Origin of the sequence: Cognaticolwellia aestuarii (genome assembly GCF_002000025.1) — a bacterium.
Lineage (GTDB): Bacteria > Pseudomonadota > Gammaproteobacteria > Enterobacterales > Alteromonadaceae > Cognaticolwellia > Cognaticolwellia aestuarii.
Genome location: NZ_MUZV01000005.1, coordinates 225,075 through 242,100, shown reverse-complemented (window position 1 = coordinate 242,100; position 17,026 = coordinate 225,075). Strand labels below are relative to the sequence as shown.

Annotated in this window: 21 protein-coding genes; 6 read left to right on the top strand and 15 right to left on the bottom strand. The window is 37.9% G+C overall.

The genetic code is table 11. The features are described 5' to 3' along the window. Positions 1-104: 104 nt before the first annotated feature. The 3 genes from B0169_RS09730 to B0169_RS09715 all read right to left on the bottom strand — a co-directional run bounded on the left by B0169_RS09730 (position 105) and on the right by B0169_RS09715 (position 3,091). A complete protein-coding gene (locus B0169_RS09730; RefSeq protein WP_077285776.1) occupies positions 105-305 on the bottom strand; it encodes a hypothetical protein in 201 nt (66 codons plus the stop codon). Between the two features lie 129 nt (positions 306-434). Next, positions 435-1,052, bottom strand: coding sequence for a hypothetical protein (locus B0169_RS09725; RefSeq protein WP_077285775.1), 618 nt, complete (start codon positions 1,050-1,052; stop codon positions 435-437). 722 nt (positions 1,053-1,774) lie between these two features. Then, complete coding sequence (locus B0169_RS09715; protein WP_412842126.1) at positions 1,775-3,091, bottom strand: M24 family metallopeptidase; 1,317 nt, start codon at positions 3,089-3,091, stop codon at positions 1,775-1,777. A gap of 71 nt (positions 3,092-3,162) precedes the next feature. Here B0169_RS09715 and B0169_RS09710 point away from each other — a divergent pair, with 71 nt between their 5' ends. Continuing rightward, on the top strand, positions 3,163-3,414 hold the full coding sequence (locus tag B0169_RS09710) for a hypothetical protein (protein ID WP_077285772.1): 252 nt from the start codon (positions 3,163-3,165) through the stop codon (positions 3,412-3,414). 70 nt (positions 3,415-3,484) lie between these two features. Here the strand turns inward: B0169_RS09710 and B0169_RS09705 are convergent, their stop codons facing one another. The 6 genes from B0169_RS09705 to B0169_RS09680 form a co-directional block, all read right to left on the bottom strand. Then, a complete protein-coding gene (locus B0169_RS09705) occupies positions 3,485-3,883 on the bottom strand; it encodes a hypothetical protein (RefSeq protein ID WP_077285771.1) in 399 nt (132 codons plus the stop codon). A gap of 451 nt (positions 3,884-4,334) precedes the next feature. Next, positions 4,335-4,586, bottom strand: a complete 252-nt coding sequence (locus B0169_RS09700; protein ID WP_077285770.1) for a hypothetical protein — start codon at positions 4,584-4,586, stop codon at positions 4,335-4,337. Between the two features lie 26 nt (positions 4,587-4,612). After that, positions 4,613-4,831 (bottom strand): hypothetical protein, encoded by a 219-nt coding sequence (locus tag B0169_RS09695; protein ID WP_077285769.1) that lies wholly within the window; start codon positions 4,829-4,831, stop codon positions 4,613-4,615. Positions 4,832-5,168: 337 nt separating this feature from the next. Further along, on the bottom strand, positions 5,169-5,780 hold the full coding sequence (locus B0169_RS09690) for a PilZ domain-containing protein (RefSeq protein WP_077285768.1): 612 nt from the start codon (positions 5,778-5,780) through the stop codon (positions 5,169-5,171). Between the two features lie 29 nt (positions 5,781-5,809). Next, positions 5,810-6,412 carry a TetR/AcrR family transcriptional regulator gene (locus B0169_RS09685; RefSeq protein WP_077285767.1) on the bottom strand — a complete coding sequence of 201 codons (603 nt, stop codon included), beginning with the start codon at positions 6,410-6,412 and terminating at the stop codon, positions 5,810-5,812. 31 nt (positions 6,413-6,443) lie between these two features. Continuing rightward, positions 6,444-7,670, bottom strand: coding sequence for a threonine/serine exporter family protein (locus tag B0169_RS09680; protein ID WP_077285872.1), 1,227 nt, complete (start codon positions 7,668-7,670; stop codon positions 6,444-6,446). Between the two features lie 303 nt (positions 7,671-7,973). Here B0169_RS09680 and B0169_RS19230 point away from each other — a divergent pair, with 303 nt between their 5' ends. Then, the gene (locus B0169_RS19230; protein WP_158077074.1) at positions 7,974-8,147 is read left to right on the top strand and encodes a hypothetical protein; all 174 of its coding nucleotides are present in this window, start codon (positions 7,974-7,976) and stop codon (positions 8,145-8,147) included. 51 nt (positions 8,148-8,198) lie between these two features. Here B0169_RS19230 and B0169_RS09675 read toward each other — a convergent pair whose 3' ends face one another. After that, complete coding sequence (locus B0169_RS09675; protein WP_077285871.1) at positions 8,199-8,969, bottom strand: NRDE family protein; 771 nt, start codon at positions 8,967-8,969, stop codon at positions 8,199-8,201. 648 nt (positions 8,970-9,617) lie between these two features. Here B0169_RS09675 and B0169_RS09670 point away from each other — a divergent pair. Next, positions 9,618-10,388 (top strand): class II aldolase/adducin family protein, encoded by a 771-nt coding sequence (locus B0169_RS09670; RefSeq protein ID WP_077285766.1) that lies wholly within the window; start codon positions 9,618-9,620, stop codon positions 10,386-10,388. A gap of 62 nt (positions 10,389-10,450) precedes the next feature. Continuing rightward, positions 10,451-11,635, top strand: coding sequence for a mandelate racemase/muconate lactonizing enzyme family protein (locus B0169_RS09665; protein WP_077285765.1), 1,185 nt, complete (start codon positions 10,451-10,453; stop codon positions 11,633-11,635). 63 nt (positions 11,636-11,698) lie between these two features. Here the strand turns inward: B0169_RS09665 and B0169_RS09660 are convergent, their stop codons facing one another. The 4 genes from B0169_RS09660 to B0169_RS09645 form a co-directional block, all read right to left on the bottom strand. Next, positions 11,699-12,157 carry an Lrp/AsnC family transcriptional regulator gene (locus B0169_RS09660; protein WP_077285764.1) on the bottom strand — a complete coding sequence of 153 codons (459 nt, stop codon included), beginning with the start codon at positions 12,155-12,157 and terminating at the stop codon, positions 11,699-11,701. Positions 12,158-12,235: 78 nt separating this feature from the next. Continuing rightward, a complete protein-coding gene (locus B0169_RS09655; RefSeq protein WP_077285763.1) occupies positions 12,236-13,246 on the bottom strand; it encodes a sensor domain-containing diguanylate cyclase in 1,011 nt (336 codons plus the stop codon). 68 nt (positions 13,247-13,314) lie between these two features. Then, entirely contained in the window at positions 13,315-14,193 is an 879-nt protein-coding gene (locus B0169_RS09650; protein WP_077285762.1) for an amidohydrolase family protein, read from the bottom strand. A gap of 10 nt (positions 14,194-14,203) precedes the next feature. Further along, a complete protein-coding gene (locus B0169_RS09645) occupies positions 14,204-14,929 on the bottom strand; it encodes an SDR family NAD(P)-dependent oxidoreductase (protein WP_077285761.1) in 726 nt (241 codons plus the stop codon). A 291-nt stretch (positions 14,930-15,220) separates the two neighbouring features. On the opposite strand from B0169_RS09645, the gene B0169_RS09640 reads away from it, so the two are divergent. After that, entirely contained in the window at positions 15,221-15,649 is a 429-nt protein-coding gene (locus B0169_RS09640) for a hypothetical protein (RefSeq protein WP_077285760.1), read from the top strand. A 94-nt stretch (positions 15,650-15,743) separates the two neighbouring features. Here the strand turns inward: B0169_RS09640 and B0169_RS09635 are convergent, their stop codons facing one another. Further along, entirely contained in the window at positions 15,744-16,202 is a 459-nt protein-coding gene (locus B0169_RS09635) for a Fur family transcriptional regulator (protein WP_158077073.1), read from the bottom strand. Positions 16,203-16,485: 283 nt separating this feature from the next. On the opposite strand from B0169_RS09635, the gene B0169_RS09630 reads away from it, so the two are divergent. After that, positions 16,486-16,887 (top strand): MerC domain-containing protein, encoded by a 402-nt coding sequence (locus B0169_RS09630; protein WP_077285758.1) that lies wholly within the window; start codon positions 16,486-16,488, stop codon positions 16,885-16,887. Positions 16,888-17,026 lie beyond the last annotated feature (139 nt).

Sequence of the window (17,026 nt, the reverse complement as noted above, 5' to 3'; positions counted from 1 at the left end):
TATGAAAATGCATAACGCCAAGCTAAGCGGAAAAATACAGTTAGGCTATACTGCGCGAAGCGCAAGCCAACTGTAATTTTTCCGTTTAAGCGCCTTGTTATATTTTAGAACTCATAAGTTAACGGACAAAGATCTGTCGATTTGACATTTAAAGTATAAGTGCTTCCAAGAACATCATAGATACAAATTTTATTCATCCCACTTGTTCTTTCTCCTTTTAAGAAGCCAGTTGTCGCCATAGCAACACTTGAAACGAAGAGGCCTGTAAGAACTAAAACTCGAATTGTACTTTTTGATTTTTGCATAATGTAACTCCATTTGATTAAAAATATAACGCCACCTTAAGCGGCAAAAAATTGTTTGCTAAAATGTTGAACGGAGTGAAAACAGCAAACTGTTTTTTGTCCGTTTAAAGGTCTTGTTAGGCAAACTTTCTACTTACCAAAAGTTTCTTTCATCAAGCTTTTCCCTGCGCCCTCATATTGAGAGTGAAAATAATCTTTTAGAAACTCAACTAACTCTATAAACGAATCTAGTTTTTCATCGAAAAAATGATTGGTACGAGAGAAAAATGGAACTATTGATGGTTTAAACTCTTTTTCAGGATCTTCTATAGCATAAAGTTCATGAGTAAAGTCTTCACTTACATCAATATGTGCGATTAATTTGTGCCGCAGTTCTTCAACGCTATTATGTATTTCTAATTGACTTTTATCATAGATTTTATTTGCATCGACCTTTACTGACATGCCAAAACCATGAGTAAAAAATTTAAAATATGTGACACAAGCAGAAGTAAAGTAAGCTCTAGTGTCTCTGGCAAATTTTTCAGATTCATCTGTTTTGTCGTTTAGAGAAATAGTATTGTGTGTAACTAACTCTTTTAATTCCTTTAGCCAGTAAATTGAATCATCTAGTTCTGTGCAAATGAGAGCGCACTCTTTAACGCGTCTTGCTGCTTTACTTTCAAGAATTCGACTAGTTAATTGCCTTCCTCCTTTAAGAAAGACAAGTTCATCATTTTCGTTTGTCATGATTTCTAGTTGACTCATACTGTGCCTATAGGTTTGCCTAACGCCGTTTTAAGCGGCAAATTGCAGTTGGCTAAAATAAGTGAGGCACGAACAAAAAGCCAACTGTAATTTGTCCGACTTAAAAACCCTTGTTAGGTATACAATGCCTCTACAGCTATTGCAATGAACTCTATTAAAGCAGCAGAAAGAGCTAAAGTTAAATATGATGCCCAATATGCTCTCTGATAAAATCTAACTTTTCGGGGTTCGACAAACATCTGACTTTCATGGTGCTCTTTAAGCTTACCAAATATAACCACGGGCAATGTCAGAATCCAAAGTAATAAAACCCAAACGATATCAGTCGCCCAATATGCAATTAACGGTATTAAAACTAAAAAGATATTGGATATCATAAAATATTGATACTTACTCTAAACATTAACGCGTATACCTAACAATTTAATAGGAGGCAACTTGCCTCTTTTACAGAAAAAAGTTTCCACCTTATTTATTTTACCTATTAGTAACAAATCTTTGCAGCTAATACCACTCCTTGACTAAAGATAAAAATAACAGTTTCCTATTTAGACAAAATGAGGAAACTTGCCTCATTTTGTGACTTGGGTGGAAATGAAAAGCAACACTATATAAAATATAATTTTCTTAGGGTTTATACATGGATCACGCTGCTTATAATTGCGTTAACCGCAGGTTATTTGGTTGAGCAATTTATAAAAGATCCCATCCCAAATTTTAACTTAAAGCGTTTGTAGTTGCGCCAATTTACCTATTGGATCAGCCAGTGATTCAGGCGGTACGGTAAACCATTGTGGGCCATTTTTGGTCATGTAGATACAGTCTTCTAACCTAACACCAAATTCGCCTTGAATATAAATACCGGGCTCATTCGAAAAACACATGCCGGGTTTTAATGTTGCTGTTTCGCCGTGAACAAAGTTAACGCTTTCATGCCCTTCCATGCCAATGCCATGGCCTGTTCTATGAGAAAGCCCCGGTAATTTATAGCCAGGGCCAAAGCCTTTGCTTTGATAAAATTGTCGAACGGCGTCATCTACTGAGCCTGCTTGCTGACCAATTTGTGCTTGCTCAAAAGCAATTTCTTGTCCTTGCCTAACTGTTTGCCAAATGTTTTGTTGGCGCTTACTTGGCTCACCAAAAACAAAGGTTCGGCTAATGTCTGACTGGTAACCGTGCACATTACAGCCGCAGTCCATTAATACTATTGAGCCTTCAGTGAGTATTTGTTTTTGTTTAGTGCCATGAGGATAAGCACTGGCTTGATTAAACAACGCCATATTCCAGGTGCCTTTACCGCCTAACTGTTGCTGAGCGTTGTTCATGAGTGATTTTACGTCGCTTTGGCTCATACCGGCTTTTAATTTTGACCAAACTTCAGCGTAGGCTAGTAAGGTTACTTCATTAGCTTTGTGCATTAGCTCAAGTTCATGCTGGCTTTTGTACATACGACAGCCGCGAGTAACAGGCTCTGCGCTGGTATGTTGCAGGGTTGGAAGTTCAGCCATAACACCACTGAGTACGAAGTAGCGTACTGAGTTTTCAAAAGCAATTTTACCTTTATTTAGCTTGGAATCTGTTAATATTTGTTTAATTAGGGCGAACGGACTTTCATGCTCTTGCCACACTCGTATATCGTTACCAACGGCTAAACTTTCTCGTACGCTGGGCTCTTCAAAAAATGGACAAATCACTGAAATTTCACCTTCACGAGGAATAATAACGGCAGTTAAACGCTCACTGCGCCACCATTGTATGCCAGAGAAATAATCCATAGCAGCACCGGGCTCAAGGATTAAAGCGGAAATGTCTAACTGCTGCATCAACTTTTGCGCTTGGTGAATGCGCATAAGCCTTTCGGTTGCGCTGATAGCTGATACTGTGGTGGTGATCGGTTTTAATGCTGTTGCTTGATTTTTGCTTCCGTCATGTTGATCATTAGCGGATAATGCTTGAGCAGAAGAGCTTAACGTTTGCCCTGCTATTGTTAAAGTGGCAATACTAGCACCGCTAGCTTTTAAAAAGGCTCTTTTACTGATCTTCATGTGATTTCCTGTTTAAGGTAAATGGCTAATTAAATTAATATTATCTACACAAGTAAGCAAGTTTTATGGCAAAACCCAATAAAAAAGGCCCAACAAAAACTGTTGATATTTTTTGCGTTGCTTGCAATGCATTATTATTTAAGTACCGAAAGGGCGGTAAAGGTGCTTTAGTGAAAAGTTTTAAGGAGCGTATCAGCCAAGACCATACTCATCAGCCCTGTATTTGTCCTAAGTGCGATAAATTGTTTGCGCGAGAAGTGTTGATCAGAGGGCTGCCTGCCTATAAATTTATTGGAGGAAAGGTTTGGTTTAAATAATATCAATCGATGAATGTTATGGAGAGGGAATATATTTATCAGCACAGTTATTTATTAGAAACCCCATAAACTAAGTGCATTTATTTGGGTATACGCCACGCTCTACTAACCATTGGTATGCTTGTTGAATATTTTTACAAAATTTAGTTTCTACATTGGTCAATACTTCATGGCTAGCTTCCATCAAAGCCCTTTGGATAGACATGCTACAAATTACCACTTCGTATCTTTGGTTATTGGCATTAGCCCATATGTTTAACTCGTCAATTTTTTCCCACATGTCAGGTGTCGATAACTCCCAAGCGGATAAGTCAACTAGGCAAGCCCAAGGTTTGTTATTTATTTTACTTACATGTGCTTTATATTCTGTGCAAAGCCTTTCGACTGTTTCAGCGTTCCAAGAGTCAAAACAGTGTATAACCAAGGTTTGCTCTACAACTTCCATACGAAAAGAACCATGCTCGTTCATAAAGCCTCCTGCAAAATATAAGCCTCTTATTTAAGAGAGCTATTATAGTGGACTAAAAATTAACTTAGTAAAAACATACGATTATTTTTATTTGTTGAATGATCCATTAATAATTTTTATACCATGACTCAAAGTGTTAGTGCAAGCTTGTCTAATCATTCTCGGTTGTTACTGCTTTGTTGTAAAAGGTAATTAGTTGGCTTGCTTACATTACAATGGGTGGTAGTAATAGCTGGTTATTTGAGGAGCTGAGCATTATGAGTGAGTAGTCTCACTCATAAGCTTAAACACAGACATTGGCTCGAATATGCTAACTCAGCCAGTTAGAGGTGGGGTTGTAAAAAAAACTGAGTGACTGTACTAGGTTCAAATAAGTGTACTCAAATTGAGCAACTCACTTAGTCAAATGAGCTAAATAATTTGAGTGACTTAACATTAAATAAATGTCTTATTAACCTTCTTTAGGTAAAGCAGTAATCGGCTTGTAGTAACTCACTTCTAATTCGTCATTGATACAGGTTAGTAAGTAATTGTTCATTTCTGCCGTTGTAATTTCATCTTCTGCAGCATCGTTTTTACATTGCGCTAAAAGGCTTAAGACATACTCCGGAGATGCAGCCATTAACTCTGTTTCATCTTCGTTGCAAAATGCGGCGTTTGAAGTCAATGTCAGTGCTGCCAGCATTAAAATCATTTTTTTCATAGTTAATCTCTTAAACGTATATTTAATTACATGTCCCAATAGTCACTTAACGAATTAAGCTGTCTATCAAGGGACCTTTTTTCAGTTAATGAATCTAATCGTTTTCTGACCTGGTATTTTTGTTTTGCTGTTTTTCTCATTGCTGTTTTATTGGTTGAACCATAGGCAATTTCAAAACCAGCAATACCAGTATCAAAATTTAAATCATCATCAATATCGGTGTCTGCATATGTATCAATGTTCATTTCTTTACCTTATAAAAAAATCATACTTGGATTTTCCACTAGATAATGTGCCGATATTTGAAAATAGAAAAGTGAATTATTTTGTGATTATTAATCAAAATTTTTAATTGAATTTTTTTGTCAATAAAAATGAAAAGTAAGCGAGGTTAAATTGAGCTGTAACTGACGTTGCTATAGTTGATGGTTGTTTAATAAGTACTTTATAAACAATGACTTATTTTTGTCACTTTAAGTTGAGCTGTTGAGCGTTAAGGCAACAGCTTATGTTATGATTTAGAACAGTGTGCTGATAGTGCAGGCAGTTTTAGGGTGTTTTTTAACTAAAAAAATATTTTTATTACAATTTTTTTGTTGCTTCGTTGCGTTGCTGAGCTAAGGCTTGAAGTTGTTTTGATTGTTGGTGCAAACTGTTGCGTACTAAGGCTTCTCGGTCTTCTTCACGAATATGATGAAAAATTACTTTGTAATGCGTTTGTTGTTCGCTCAAGTCTGTATTGATTATTTCGCCAATACAATACAAGGCTGTGTTTTCATCAGGAAAGAAAAGCTTTAATTCGAGAAAGTCACCAAGGTTAAATTGCTTGGTGTCATCACTTGTAAATATGATGCCGCCACCACCAAATTTACGTGCTGTAAATCGGGCATTAATGTTATCTTCTTGAGCGAGAATATAGCCTACCAGTAAGTCCATTTTTTGTGCTTGATGATTGAGATACTCCATTAACTGGCTCGCAACACCGGCAACTGTTTGTAATGGTCGTAATGCGCTTTGATCTAAAGTGTTTATTTCTGATGCTATTTTGAACGGCGCAGGCATGTCGGCTAAGAACTTTTGATAATCAGGTAGCTGAGATAGTTCAATCACCTTAGCGTTGATATTAAATGAATAATTTATGGAAAAGAACTCATCAAACTGAGCAAGTTTTGTTTGATTTTCAGCAGTTGGCATAGCTTAGTTTCCTTGTCGTTTTTACCGTTTTAATGAGAGCTAGCAAGAAATACGTTAACTGCACATTCACACATTTCATCGATTTGGCTTTCTTGTGCGTATATACCGTCAATAACTAAGCGAGCAATACCATGCAAAGTTGCCCAAGTTACTTGTGCTAACCGCAAGGTATTTTCTTCTTGAATAATAATACCTTGCTCCTGCCAGAGCTTAGTCATTTCAACTTGATAATTAAAGCTGGCATAGGCTATTTTTTTTAAGGTGTCGGTGCTGTTATTTTCTTTCCAAATAACACGACCAAACATCAATTCATAGAGTGACGGATTTTTTGTTGCAAAGCCTATATAGGCGTGAACAAAGTTACGGTACTTCTCTTCACTAGACAGTTTTTCCTCAGAAAAAATTTCACTTGAGCGCTGATGCCACTGTTCAAAACCTTGCTCGGCAATGGCACATAATAAGTCATTTTTGTCAGTAAAGTGATGATAAGCGGCAGTGCGAGACACCCCTATTTTTTCAGCTAACTTACGTAAAGATAAACCTTCTATTCCGCCTGCGGTCACCATTGCACTTGCGGTGCTAACTAAAGATTTACGCAAGTCGCCATGATGATATTTGGTTTTGTTTGCCATGAATTAATTTACCTGACGTGAGTTGTTTTTATTAAAGGACTTTTTTCGATGGTAAAGCCACATTAGCAAATATGAGTCCTGCCACTAATGACATAAAAATCAAGAACGTTTGCGAGCCAATATCGGTAGCATTGAGCATGATCTGTCCGGATACTGCATTGCTTAAGCCGATATAAACCTTACTTCCAGGTACCAATACAACTAAGCCCATTAATTTAACAATACTTGAGGGAAGGTTCATGATGCGAGAAAAAATACTACTGTATAGGCCTAAGGCAAAAGCGCCAATAAAAGCGCCAAGTGCCACGCCTAAATATTCGGCACCAATGATGCTGGCGCCAAAAGCAATATAGCCTGACAGAATTCCCCATGGAGCATCTTTTTTACGACATTTAAACAAAATAACCAAGCTGATTGATAACGTGGTCACTGCTGCCCAAGATGTCCAGTCAGGTGTACTCGGTGGCTGAATGAATAAAACTTCGCCCCACATCATTTTACCTAAAGCTATACCTAATACGCCGCCAAAGTAGATTTTAAATAAAATCATTAAGGCATCCATTAATCTTGCGGTACCTGATATTAGGTTTCTAGCGGCAAGTTCTGATAAGGCTAAGGTTAACGATAAACCGGGAATAAAAGCGATGATGCTCGATAAAATAACTAATGGAATATTGATACTGGGATCAATTAAGGCAATTGCTGTAGCTAAAATTGCGGTAGTCATGGCGGCAATTGGCTCTAACATGTCGGTAACTCGACGTGAACGTTCAGCCCAAAAAGTAAATAAGCAAACCACCAAACCGAGCAAAGTAGACCAAAAAACGTCATTCCAACTGGTGTGCATTAGCATGGCAAATGCACCGCTAGAGGCACCAAAAGCAAGGAAGGTTAAAAAGCGCCCATAGGGGTTAGGCTTGTTAGCAATTTCGTCTAATCGTTCAATAGATTCTGCTAGCGTTCGCTGACCTGAAGTAAGTTCGTCAACTAATTCATCGGCACGTGCCAATGAGCCTAAGTCTAGATCGCCAGGGGCAACTCGAAGAATGTGATTATAATCTTGATTTTCGTCATCTTCAGATAAGACAAAAGTTAATGAGGTCGGCGTAATTACAAAAGAGCCATAAACACCTAAGCTTTCGGAAACATCGGTTAAATGTGCCTCTAATCGATAAGCGGGAGTACCAAACTTATGTAAGGCTTTGCCTAAACGAATTATAAATCGACGTTTATCAGTAAAGCTATCAGTATTTGCCATAGCAAGATCATTCATATTGAAAATATTTTTATATGGTAAATGATTAATTTTAAAATGAAAGCATAGATGCTAAATCTTAATAAAAAGTTGCTTACTCAGGTGTTTAATTAAGCAGAGCTAGTAAGAATTTTTTATTGCTCTTAACAAATATTGAGTAGCACACAAAGAAAATTGGCAGCTAATAGCAATCTCGGTATGATAAGGCTAGTGCTTGAAAGTTATCAAGGCATGTTACCGCTTTTGCTTGCTTTTTGGTTAATGTAATTTATCCTCATCAGCCTCGTTATTTGGACGGTATATTTTATGACGTTATTGATTATTCTACTTTGTGTATTTGGCGCTGTTGCGTTAATGGTGGTTCTAGGGCAGCGTTTTGGTAAGCCAATGGAAGTTGAGCAACAGCAAAAGTATTCAAAAATTCTATGGGTAGTTGTGTTTATTGCTATTGTTGCCGCCATTATTAAGCAAATGTTCTAAGTTGCCATCTGAATGCGCTAAATCAACTTAGCAATTACATACATATTTTACTCAGCTTTGTTTGGCTTTCTTTATAGTAAAGTGAAATTGATTGTTGTTTATTATTTTACCTTTGTTGTTGTAATTATTCTCGTAAACACTTACCTCGCCGTGATGATTCTGTAAAATTATCGCGCTTGAGCGTGTTCCGTAGTCGGGTGAAACAATAAAAATACTACTCAGTAACATTTCTAGCTCCTGGCTCAAGCCTGTTACGGGTAAGCTTTCTTGCTCGGCGGTTACTTGATTTCTCATTACTGAAAAAAGAGCGTCTATCTCTAGGTTACTGCCTGCCACAACAGTTTTTAAGGCCTTTAATCCTAAAGCCATTTTGGGCCATGTATCATCTAATGCACCATTAGAAACACTGTGAAAGCCGGGGGCGAGTTTAACGAGTTTTTGGTTTACGCTGTCAAATGCTTGTAAATTATCTAACGGACCAAAAACTAAATTAAAGTCATTATACTTAGTGGCTTCGTCAGCCAAATATTGCTTAGTTTTTAATGCGCTATTGCTGAGCGCTTGCACAACTAACTCACCCCGTGAAAGTTTGTTTTTATCAAAGCTTTCGGGACGCCTAAAATTTGTTAAAGCAGCAAAATTACCTTCGGTGTTTAAGCCCAGCCAAGTTCCTCCCGCCTGTAGGTCTTTACCTGCGAGTATGTTGGGCTCGGTCCAGCAATGCATATTTTGTGTTGGACGTTGATGAAATTCATCACGGTTTGCACAAATAATAACGGGATAATCTGGGTGCTGTTTAACAGCAATAAATAAAATACACATAGCAGCTTCTTTCCAAAATAGAGCATTTGATAGCAAAGCGTTTGTCAGCAAAAATATTATTACTTACTTCATAAACCTTTTGCACTTTCTTTGCACTTTCAACGTTAAAGTGAATAACTATAGCGTCATAGAGCTAGTGCTAATATACCCAAACCACTTGAAAATACAGGATTGTGCAAGTCGAAAAAGGGTTAGCACCAAGGCATTAATTGAAGAGCATGGTTGTTCCATTGTCAAAATCAATAACGCCGGAGGTGGCCCTTTATCGCCTTGCCCTGCGGGAGCTAAGCTAGAAAAACAGTGCAACGTTGCATACATGGATGTATGTACTTAGCTTTTGTCTGGAGCAAAAAAGCTGTACAGCGCTTGATAAGCGAATAACCATTATCTGTGTGCTGCGACTTGCTCTGACTTCCTAGCTTAACGCTGAACCTGAATTTTCAAGTGGCTTGGGTATAAAAGCCTGACAGAATACTATAGTGACAATTATTGATAAATAGGTCATTTAGTTGATGCATTAAATCATGATAAATTGTTCTAACTAAGCATAACTTGGTGCTTTAACTCTACGCCATCATAGGATATGGTTTGTAGCATAAAAAAGCGTCATATTATTTTATTGTTTTCAAATAAAGGTCATTAAAGCTGATGTTAACACTCCCCGTTATTGATTTAAAAAATAAAGTATCAGCGCAAGAATGGCAGCTCAGAGTAGATTTAGCTGCCTGTTATCGCCTTATTGCGCTTCATGGTTGGGATGATTTAATTTATACCCATGTTTCGGTGCGCATCCCTGGTACTGAGCATGTGTTAATTAACGCTTTTGGTTTGCGCTTTGATGAAATTACCGCATCCAATTTAGTTAAAATTGATATGGCAGGCAATATTGTTGATGCAGATTGTCCATTCGAGTTTAACCCCGCAGGCTTTACTATTCATAGTGCCGTTCATGAAGTGCGTCACGATGATATATGTGCCTTGCATGTGCATTGTAATGAAACCATTGCCGTTGCTTCTTTAAAAGAAGGCCTGTTACCTCTTAGTCAATATTCAATGTTTGCTTTAGCATCGATGAGTTATCACGACTATGAAGGTTTAGCGGTTAATGAAGATGAAAAACTACGCTTGCAACAAGACTTAGGTAATAGCAATTTTATGTTATTGCGTAATCATGGCGCGTTAACTATGGGGAAAACCATTGGTGACGCTTTTATGCATATGTATGATCTAATACGTGCTTGTCAGATACAAATACAAATAATGTCTACGGGGATGCAGCCTATTTTGCTGGAACAAAGCCTTATTGACGGTATTAAAGCACAAGCAGATATTGTTCATACTGGCTTAACCGGCGGACAAAAGGCTTGGCCGGCGATGTTACGACGCGTATATAAAGTTGATGCTAGCTTTGCCTTATAACCCTTAACCTTATTGATGTCGTTATTTAATCTTGTATTGAAATGGCATGTAAAGAGAACCTAATGAAAGTAACTCACGTAGAAATTTTTGATATTGAATGTCCAAAACGCCCTGGTTGGAACCCTGTTTTTATTCGTGTACATACCGATGAAGGTATTACTGGGGTTGGTGAAGCAGGTCTTGCCTACGACTGGGGACATAGTGCCGCGGCAGCGATGCTAAAAGAGATCAGTGAAGCAATTTTGATCGGCTTTAACCCCTTTAACACTGAATTATTATGGTCACGTATGTTACGGGAAAGCTTTTGGGGCTTAGGTGGCGGGCCGGTACTTTATTCTGCAATGAGCGCCATTGATACCGCGTTATGGGATATCAAAGGTAAAGCGCTCGGGTTGCCTGTATACCAACTTCTTGGTGGTAAAACTAACGACAAACTGCGAACTTATGCCAGTCAGTTACAGTTTGATTGGGATGAAACAATTAGCAAGCTTATTGAGCCCGAGCAATACGCTGAGGCAGCGTTAAAAGCGGTTGCGCAAGGTTACGATGCAGTTAAAGTTGATCCTATTGTTTATAATCAAGACGGCAGTTCTTCATTTGATCGCACTAAACTGTTTACGCCAAAACAAATGCGCTTATTTGGCAATCGTTTACGAGCAATACGTGATGCTGTAGGGGAAGATGTCGATATTATTTTTGAGTCGCACTCATTAATGGGCGCGGCATCCGCTATTCAAATGGGAAAAGTCATTGAAGAAGTTGGTTGCATGTTTTACGAAGAGCCGGTTAATTATCTGAATTCAGCAGTGCATAAGAAAGTGGCTGATAACGTTAACGTGCCAATTGCTGGCGGCGAACGTTTATATCATCGCTGGGATGCTCGGCCTTATTTTGAAGACCAAAGCATTGACGTTTTACAACCTGATATTGGTTTATGTGGTGGCTTTACGGAAGCAAAAAAAGTTTGTGATTATGCTGATGTCTACGATATTCGCATTCAAGCTCATGTTTGTGGCGGACCGGTGGCAACAGCAGCGTCTTTACATCTTGAAACTGCGATCCCTAACTTTTTAATTCATGAGCACCATACCTATGCCATTAAAGACTGGAATCGTGAGTTATGTATACAAGACCCGCAGCCGGTTGATGGTTTCTTTCAAGTATCTGAAACACCAGGTATTGGCATTGAACTAAACGATGAAGTCGTTAAGCGCTCGCCGAATGTTACAGTTAATGCGTTGAAATAAAAAAGGGACAGAATAGTTATCTGTTTCAAGCTGTCAGCTGTCAGTTTGAAGCTGCTGTCCAGGTTAAATATAATCAATCGGCAGGGCGGTTGTGTACTTTATTTCCTCCATGGCAAAGCTTGAACTAATATCTGCAAAGTTGGCTCGAGTGATTAAACGTTGATAGAAACTATCATAGGACTTCATATCCGGCACAACCACGCGTAGTAAATAATCAACTTCACCACTCATTCGATAAAATTCAATAATTTCTGGAAAGTCTTTCGCCACCTCTCTAAATTCACTTAACCATTTAGGGTTGTGCTGGTTAGTTTTTATGGTGACAAATACCGTTAAACCTACGTTTAACTTTACAGGGTCGGCCAGAGCGACACGGCCTTTAATAATACCTGACTTTTCCATTGCTTGAATGCGACGCCAACAAGGTGTGGTTGATAAGCCAACTTGGCTGGCAACATCACTGACAGAAGCCGTGCAGTCATGTTGTAAGATTTTGAGTATTTTTTTATCGAATGAATCCATAAGGGCTGAAATAAAAATTATTTAATGCTAATAGAGGTAAATTATCTTGCAGCAAAGTGCGGATAATGGCGAGAAAAATTAATAACTTTGTAGCTTTTTTGTTTTGTTAATATACATGTCAGCGTCAGCAACCGCTAATAAAGCTTCAATATTTTCGCCATCTCTAGGGTAAGTTGCCACGCCAATGCTTGCAGAAACTGATACGCTAATATCGCCATGTAAAATAGGCTCTTGAATAATTTTTAAGAGCTTTTCTACGAGCTTATTTGAGTTTAATTCGGTATTCAACACGATAACAAACTCATCGCCTCCGATCCTTGCTAAGGTATCTGTTTTTCGAACAATAGATTTAACTTTTTTTGCAATTTCGATGAGAACATTGTCCCCACATTGATGACCATAGTTATCGTTAATTGGTTTAAAACGGTCTAAATCGAAATAAATTAGGCTAAATTGGCTGTTGTTTCTATTGGCGTTGTTTATTTGGTAACTAACACGATCAGCCAGTAAATTTCTATTCGCACATTGGGTGAGTTGATCATATAAAGCGAGTTTTTTTAATTGTTTTTCTTGGCTTATTTTCTGCGCTAATAAGGATTTGATTTTTTTAATGTTTGTGACGTGTATAAGCTCACTTTCAACAATAATTTTTAATTGTCCAAGCATTTTATTTAAAGGCTGAGAATAGTCAGTAGCTTTTGTGTCAATAACACAAAAAGAGCCAAAAATAGTGCCATTTGGCCAGTATAAAGGGTAACCCAAATATGATCTTACAGGGCCGTCACAAACGGGTGCTGCGCATGCCCATTTATCGTCGGCTAATGCATTTTTAACATAAAGTTTATCTTTGCTTTCAACAATGTGCCGACAAAAGCTTTTCATGTCCCAAGGCCAGCAGGAATTAACTTGCAGAAAATTGTTATGATTATCACTTGTCGCAACCACATTAAATGTTTGTTGCCTATATTGCACAATAACACCGCTAGCAGCATCAAAAAGCTCAGCCATCATATTGACAAGGTCTTGCCATTTAGCCATGTCTAAATTTTCTATTGGATGCTCAATGATACAGTTATTGGTATTGACCATGCGTTATCAAGCTCATTTCATGCCAGCGATACTCTAGAGTATAGGTGGCTATATCGACATAACAAAATTCAGTGGTTAAATTTATAAAACAGGTAAGCGTTTTGATAACAGAGCTGGGCAATATTTTTACTGCTTAAACAGGGTTTATAATCTTGCAGCAAGGTATATGTATTTCGCCAAGTATCTTGGTAACTGCTATGCCACAAACTTAATGGAAAATTACTGGCTAACATTACACGGCTTATGCCAAAGTTTGCTAAACATAGTGCGACAATATGGTGTTGCCAGCTAGGTAAATAGTGCCGATCTGTCATTTCATAACCAGAGCACTTGATAAAAACTGTGTTGAATTTAGCTAAACGTTTAAGATTATCTAACCAAGTGGTTTGTTGTTTATTATCTGTTGTTGGCGAGCCTGCATGATTGATACAAAACATTAAATCCGTTGTTGATTGTATTATGGTAATTAAACTATCAACTGCCGCGATGTCCGTGAGTGGCATTTGCAGCTCAAAACTGAGTCGCTTATCGGCGAGTAGGGCTAAATTAGCTTGAGTATGCTGATGATTTAGAATGACTTGTGCATCACCATCTAGAATATGACGAATACCAACGACACTTGGATAGCGCATTAACTTTTCAAGTTGCTCAGTAAATATTGGCTCAGGCAAAGTAATGTCAAGCATGGCTATGCTACGAAATGCCAGTTTACAGGTGTTTTCTAGCCAAGCTATTTCACGCCAAGGGTGTTCATTATCAAACCCTGCTTCAATATGCACAAAGCCTGATAAATATAAAGGTGAGCTTAAGGTTAGATCTTGCTCTGAAAAGTTGTTCGCTATGATGCCTTTATCCGGCCAAAAAGGCGGATTTTCAGGCTTCAACCATTGGTAGTTGCCTTTATTAAGGTCAAACAGGTGAATGTGAGAGTCTATTATTTTTATCATCAGTTATAGGTTACTGTGCTGTATAGCCACCGTCGATCATTTGCAAACTGCCAGTGATGAATTTCGCTTTGTCTGAAGCAAGAAAATAAACTAGCTCAGCCACTTCTTCTGCTTGTCCTAATCGTCCGAGTGGTTGCAAGGCAGCTTCTTCGGCATGTACATCAGCTTTGTTTGCTCCTGATTTTTCGCAGTAATTATTGATAGCTTGATGATAAAGGGGAGTTTCTATTGTACCTGGGCATACCGCATTAGCACGAATATTAAACTGTGCGTAATCGAGCGCGGTAGTTTTTGCCATCGAAGCTAGTGCCGCTTTACTCAGATTATAAGCAAAAGAATTATGTTTAGCGATCAGCGCTTGATCAGATGACATAAGAATAATTGCGCCATCTTTCTGTGTCTTCATTGCTGGCAATACGGCTTTTACTGCAGCATAGGCGCCTTTGACATTAATATTAAATACCCGATCTAGTTCCGCTTCACTGGTGTTTTCAATTGAACCTGAAAAATGTATGCCGGCGTTAGAAACGAGTACATCAATACGATGTTTTTTAGCTATATTTTCAATTACTTCATTAACTTGACGGACATCGGTAATGTCACAGTGATAAAAATTTCCGACAGTAGAAACCGTAATGTCGAGGTTAAATACTTGATAATTTTTCGCTAAAAATAGCTTAACGATACTTAAGCCAATGCCTGAACTTCCGCCGGTAACAATACAAACTTTTTTCATAGTGATAACATATTAATGATTTTATTAAATAATATCGTTTACTTACATTAATAACCAATTGAAATATGAAATTAATCACTTTTAGATAGTCTGAAGCGTTAATGAAAGTGTCACAGTCAATTCCAATTACTAGCTACATTTAGTCAGGTCCTTTTTGAAAGTTTATCGTTGCTTAATATTGATGATAAGCTTGTTGTATGTGCTACAACGGCTGCTGTATCGTATTTTCTACATTGTTTGCCGTCATAAAAATTATATATACATAGTTGTAAAAAGAAAAAGGAAGGTCAATTGAGAAAGCTAAAAGAGAAATTAAAAGTTTATTACATCATGAGTGTGTTCAGTGTGTTATTTGCCTTGTTGGGCTTTAGCTATAACACATGGCGTATGGAAGTTAGCGAAGAGAATAATAATGTTCGCACTGCCGCTTTTGAAGTGCTTTCACATTTAGGTGAATTAGAGCATGTTATTTTATCAGCACACTATGACAATGACCTGGTGGAAGGCAACCCAAGAAAGGGCTGGGTAAAAGTGGGGTTAGTGGTTGATTTAAGTGTTTTAATTACGCCTGAGGTAGCTGATAAAGCGCTAAAATTAAAAGCGCAATGGGCGGATTCATGGCACTTAATGCGTACTGAACAGGCGGTTGTTAACGATCTCGTTACTCGTATTGATGATACCCGCATGGCGATAAAACTGGTTTTAAAACAAATGAGTTAACGCGTTATTACTACTAGCGTGATGTCATGAATTATCGCCATCATAGCAAGTGAAACGCGGATGACGATATTATATTGTGAGTGTTTTAAAACGGCTAATTACTGGCTTTGCTAGCACAAGCATTACAAAGACCTAAAAGTTCAAATTGAGCGTCAATTAATTGAAAACCCACCGAAGAAACTGACTCGTTCAACTCTTTGGTTAATGTTGGGTTCATGGCTATTTCTTGGGCATCACCACAGTTTTTACAGACAACAAAATATTGATCTTTATGATTGTGTTTACAGGCAAGGTGCGAACAAACAACGTATTTATTTAATGTTGGTAATTTGTGTACTAGCTGCATTTCAATGAAAAAATCAAGAATACGATATACCGACATCGCTTGAATTTTTTGCTCGCTGCTTTGGTTATATAATTCAACTAAGTCGTAAGCAGAAAGAGGGTGTTCAGCGCGAATCAAATTTTCGAGAATATCACGGCGTTTGTTAGTGAATCGCCCACCAGCTGCTTGACACTTTTCTTCGGCGTTCTGTAATAATTTATCAATCAAGGTTAACTTCCTCATAACTTTTGGTACCTCGCATCAGATACAATATCGGGCATAGTAGCTGAAGTTGTCGCTATATGCATGCTGATAATAAAATTTCACTGGTAGCTTAGGTAATAAAATGAAAAAAACAGTTACACAATAATTTATAACGAGCTATTAAGGAGGATTATAGATGATTTTACACCTTCAATGTTATGTTGTATCATTTCTTTAATGCTGTAAGATAGCAACATTAAAGAAATGATACTTAGTGTTAACCTATTCTCAAATAAGGACACCCTGAATGATTGAACTACAACAACCTGCTGATAAAATTGCTATAAGTTTGTCAGTGCTATGTGCTATCCACTGTTTTGCTACGCCAATGCTATTAGTGTTCTTACCCTCCATGGCGGGCTTATTGATGGAACCAGAGTTGCTGCATATGTGGATGGTTATTGTGGTTTTACCCGTGAGTGCTCTTGCATTAACACTTGGCTGTAAAAAACATCGAAAATTTGGTGTGTTGGCACTTGGTACTACTGGCTTAGCGTTAATGTTAATTGCTGTTGCAAGTGGTGCATTAGGGCTAGGAGAGAGTGCTGAAAAAGGTTTGACACTTTTTGGCGCGGCTTTGATTTCAATGGCACATTTTTGGAATTACCGTTTATGTCAACAGCATCAAGCATCATGCGGCTGTCATTAGATCTTGGCATTGGCACTATCAATAACTTGAAATAAACTGACATGCATAGCGTTACTAAATATTATTTTAATAACGCTATGAGAAGCTAGAGTTAGCAACTGATGTAATCAAGTAGCTAGATTAGAAGGATGATCAAGTA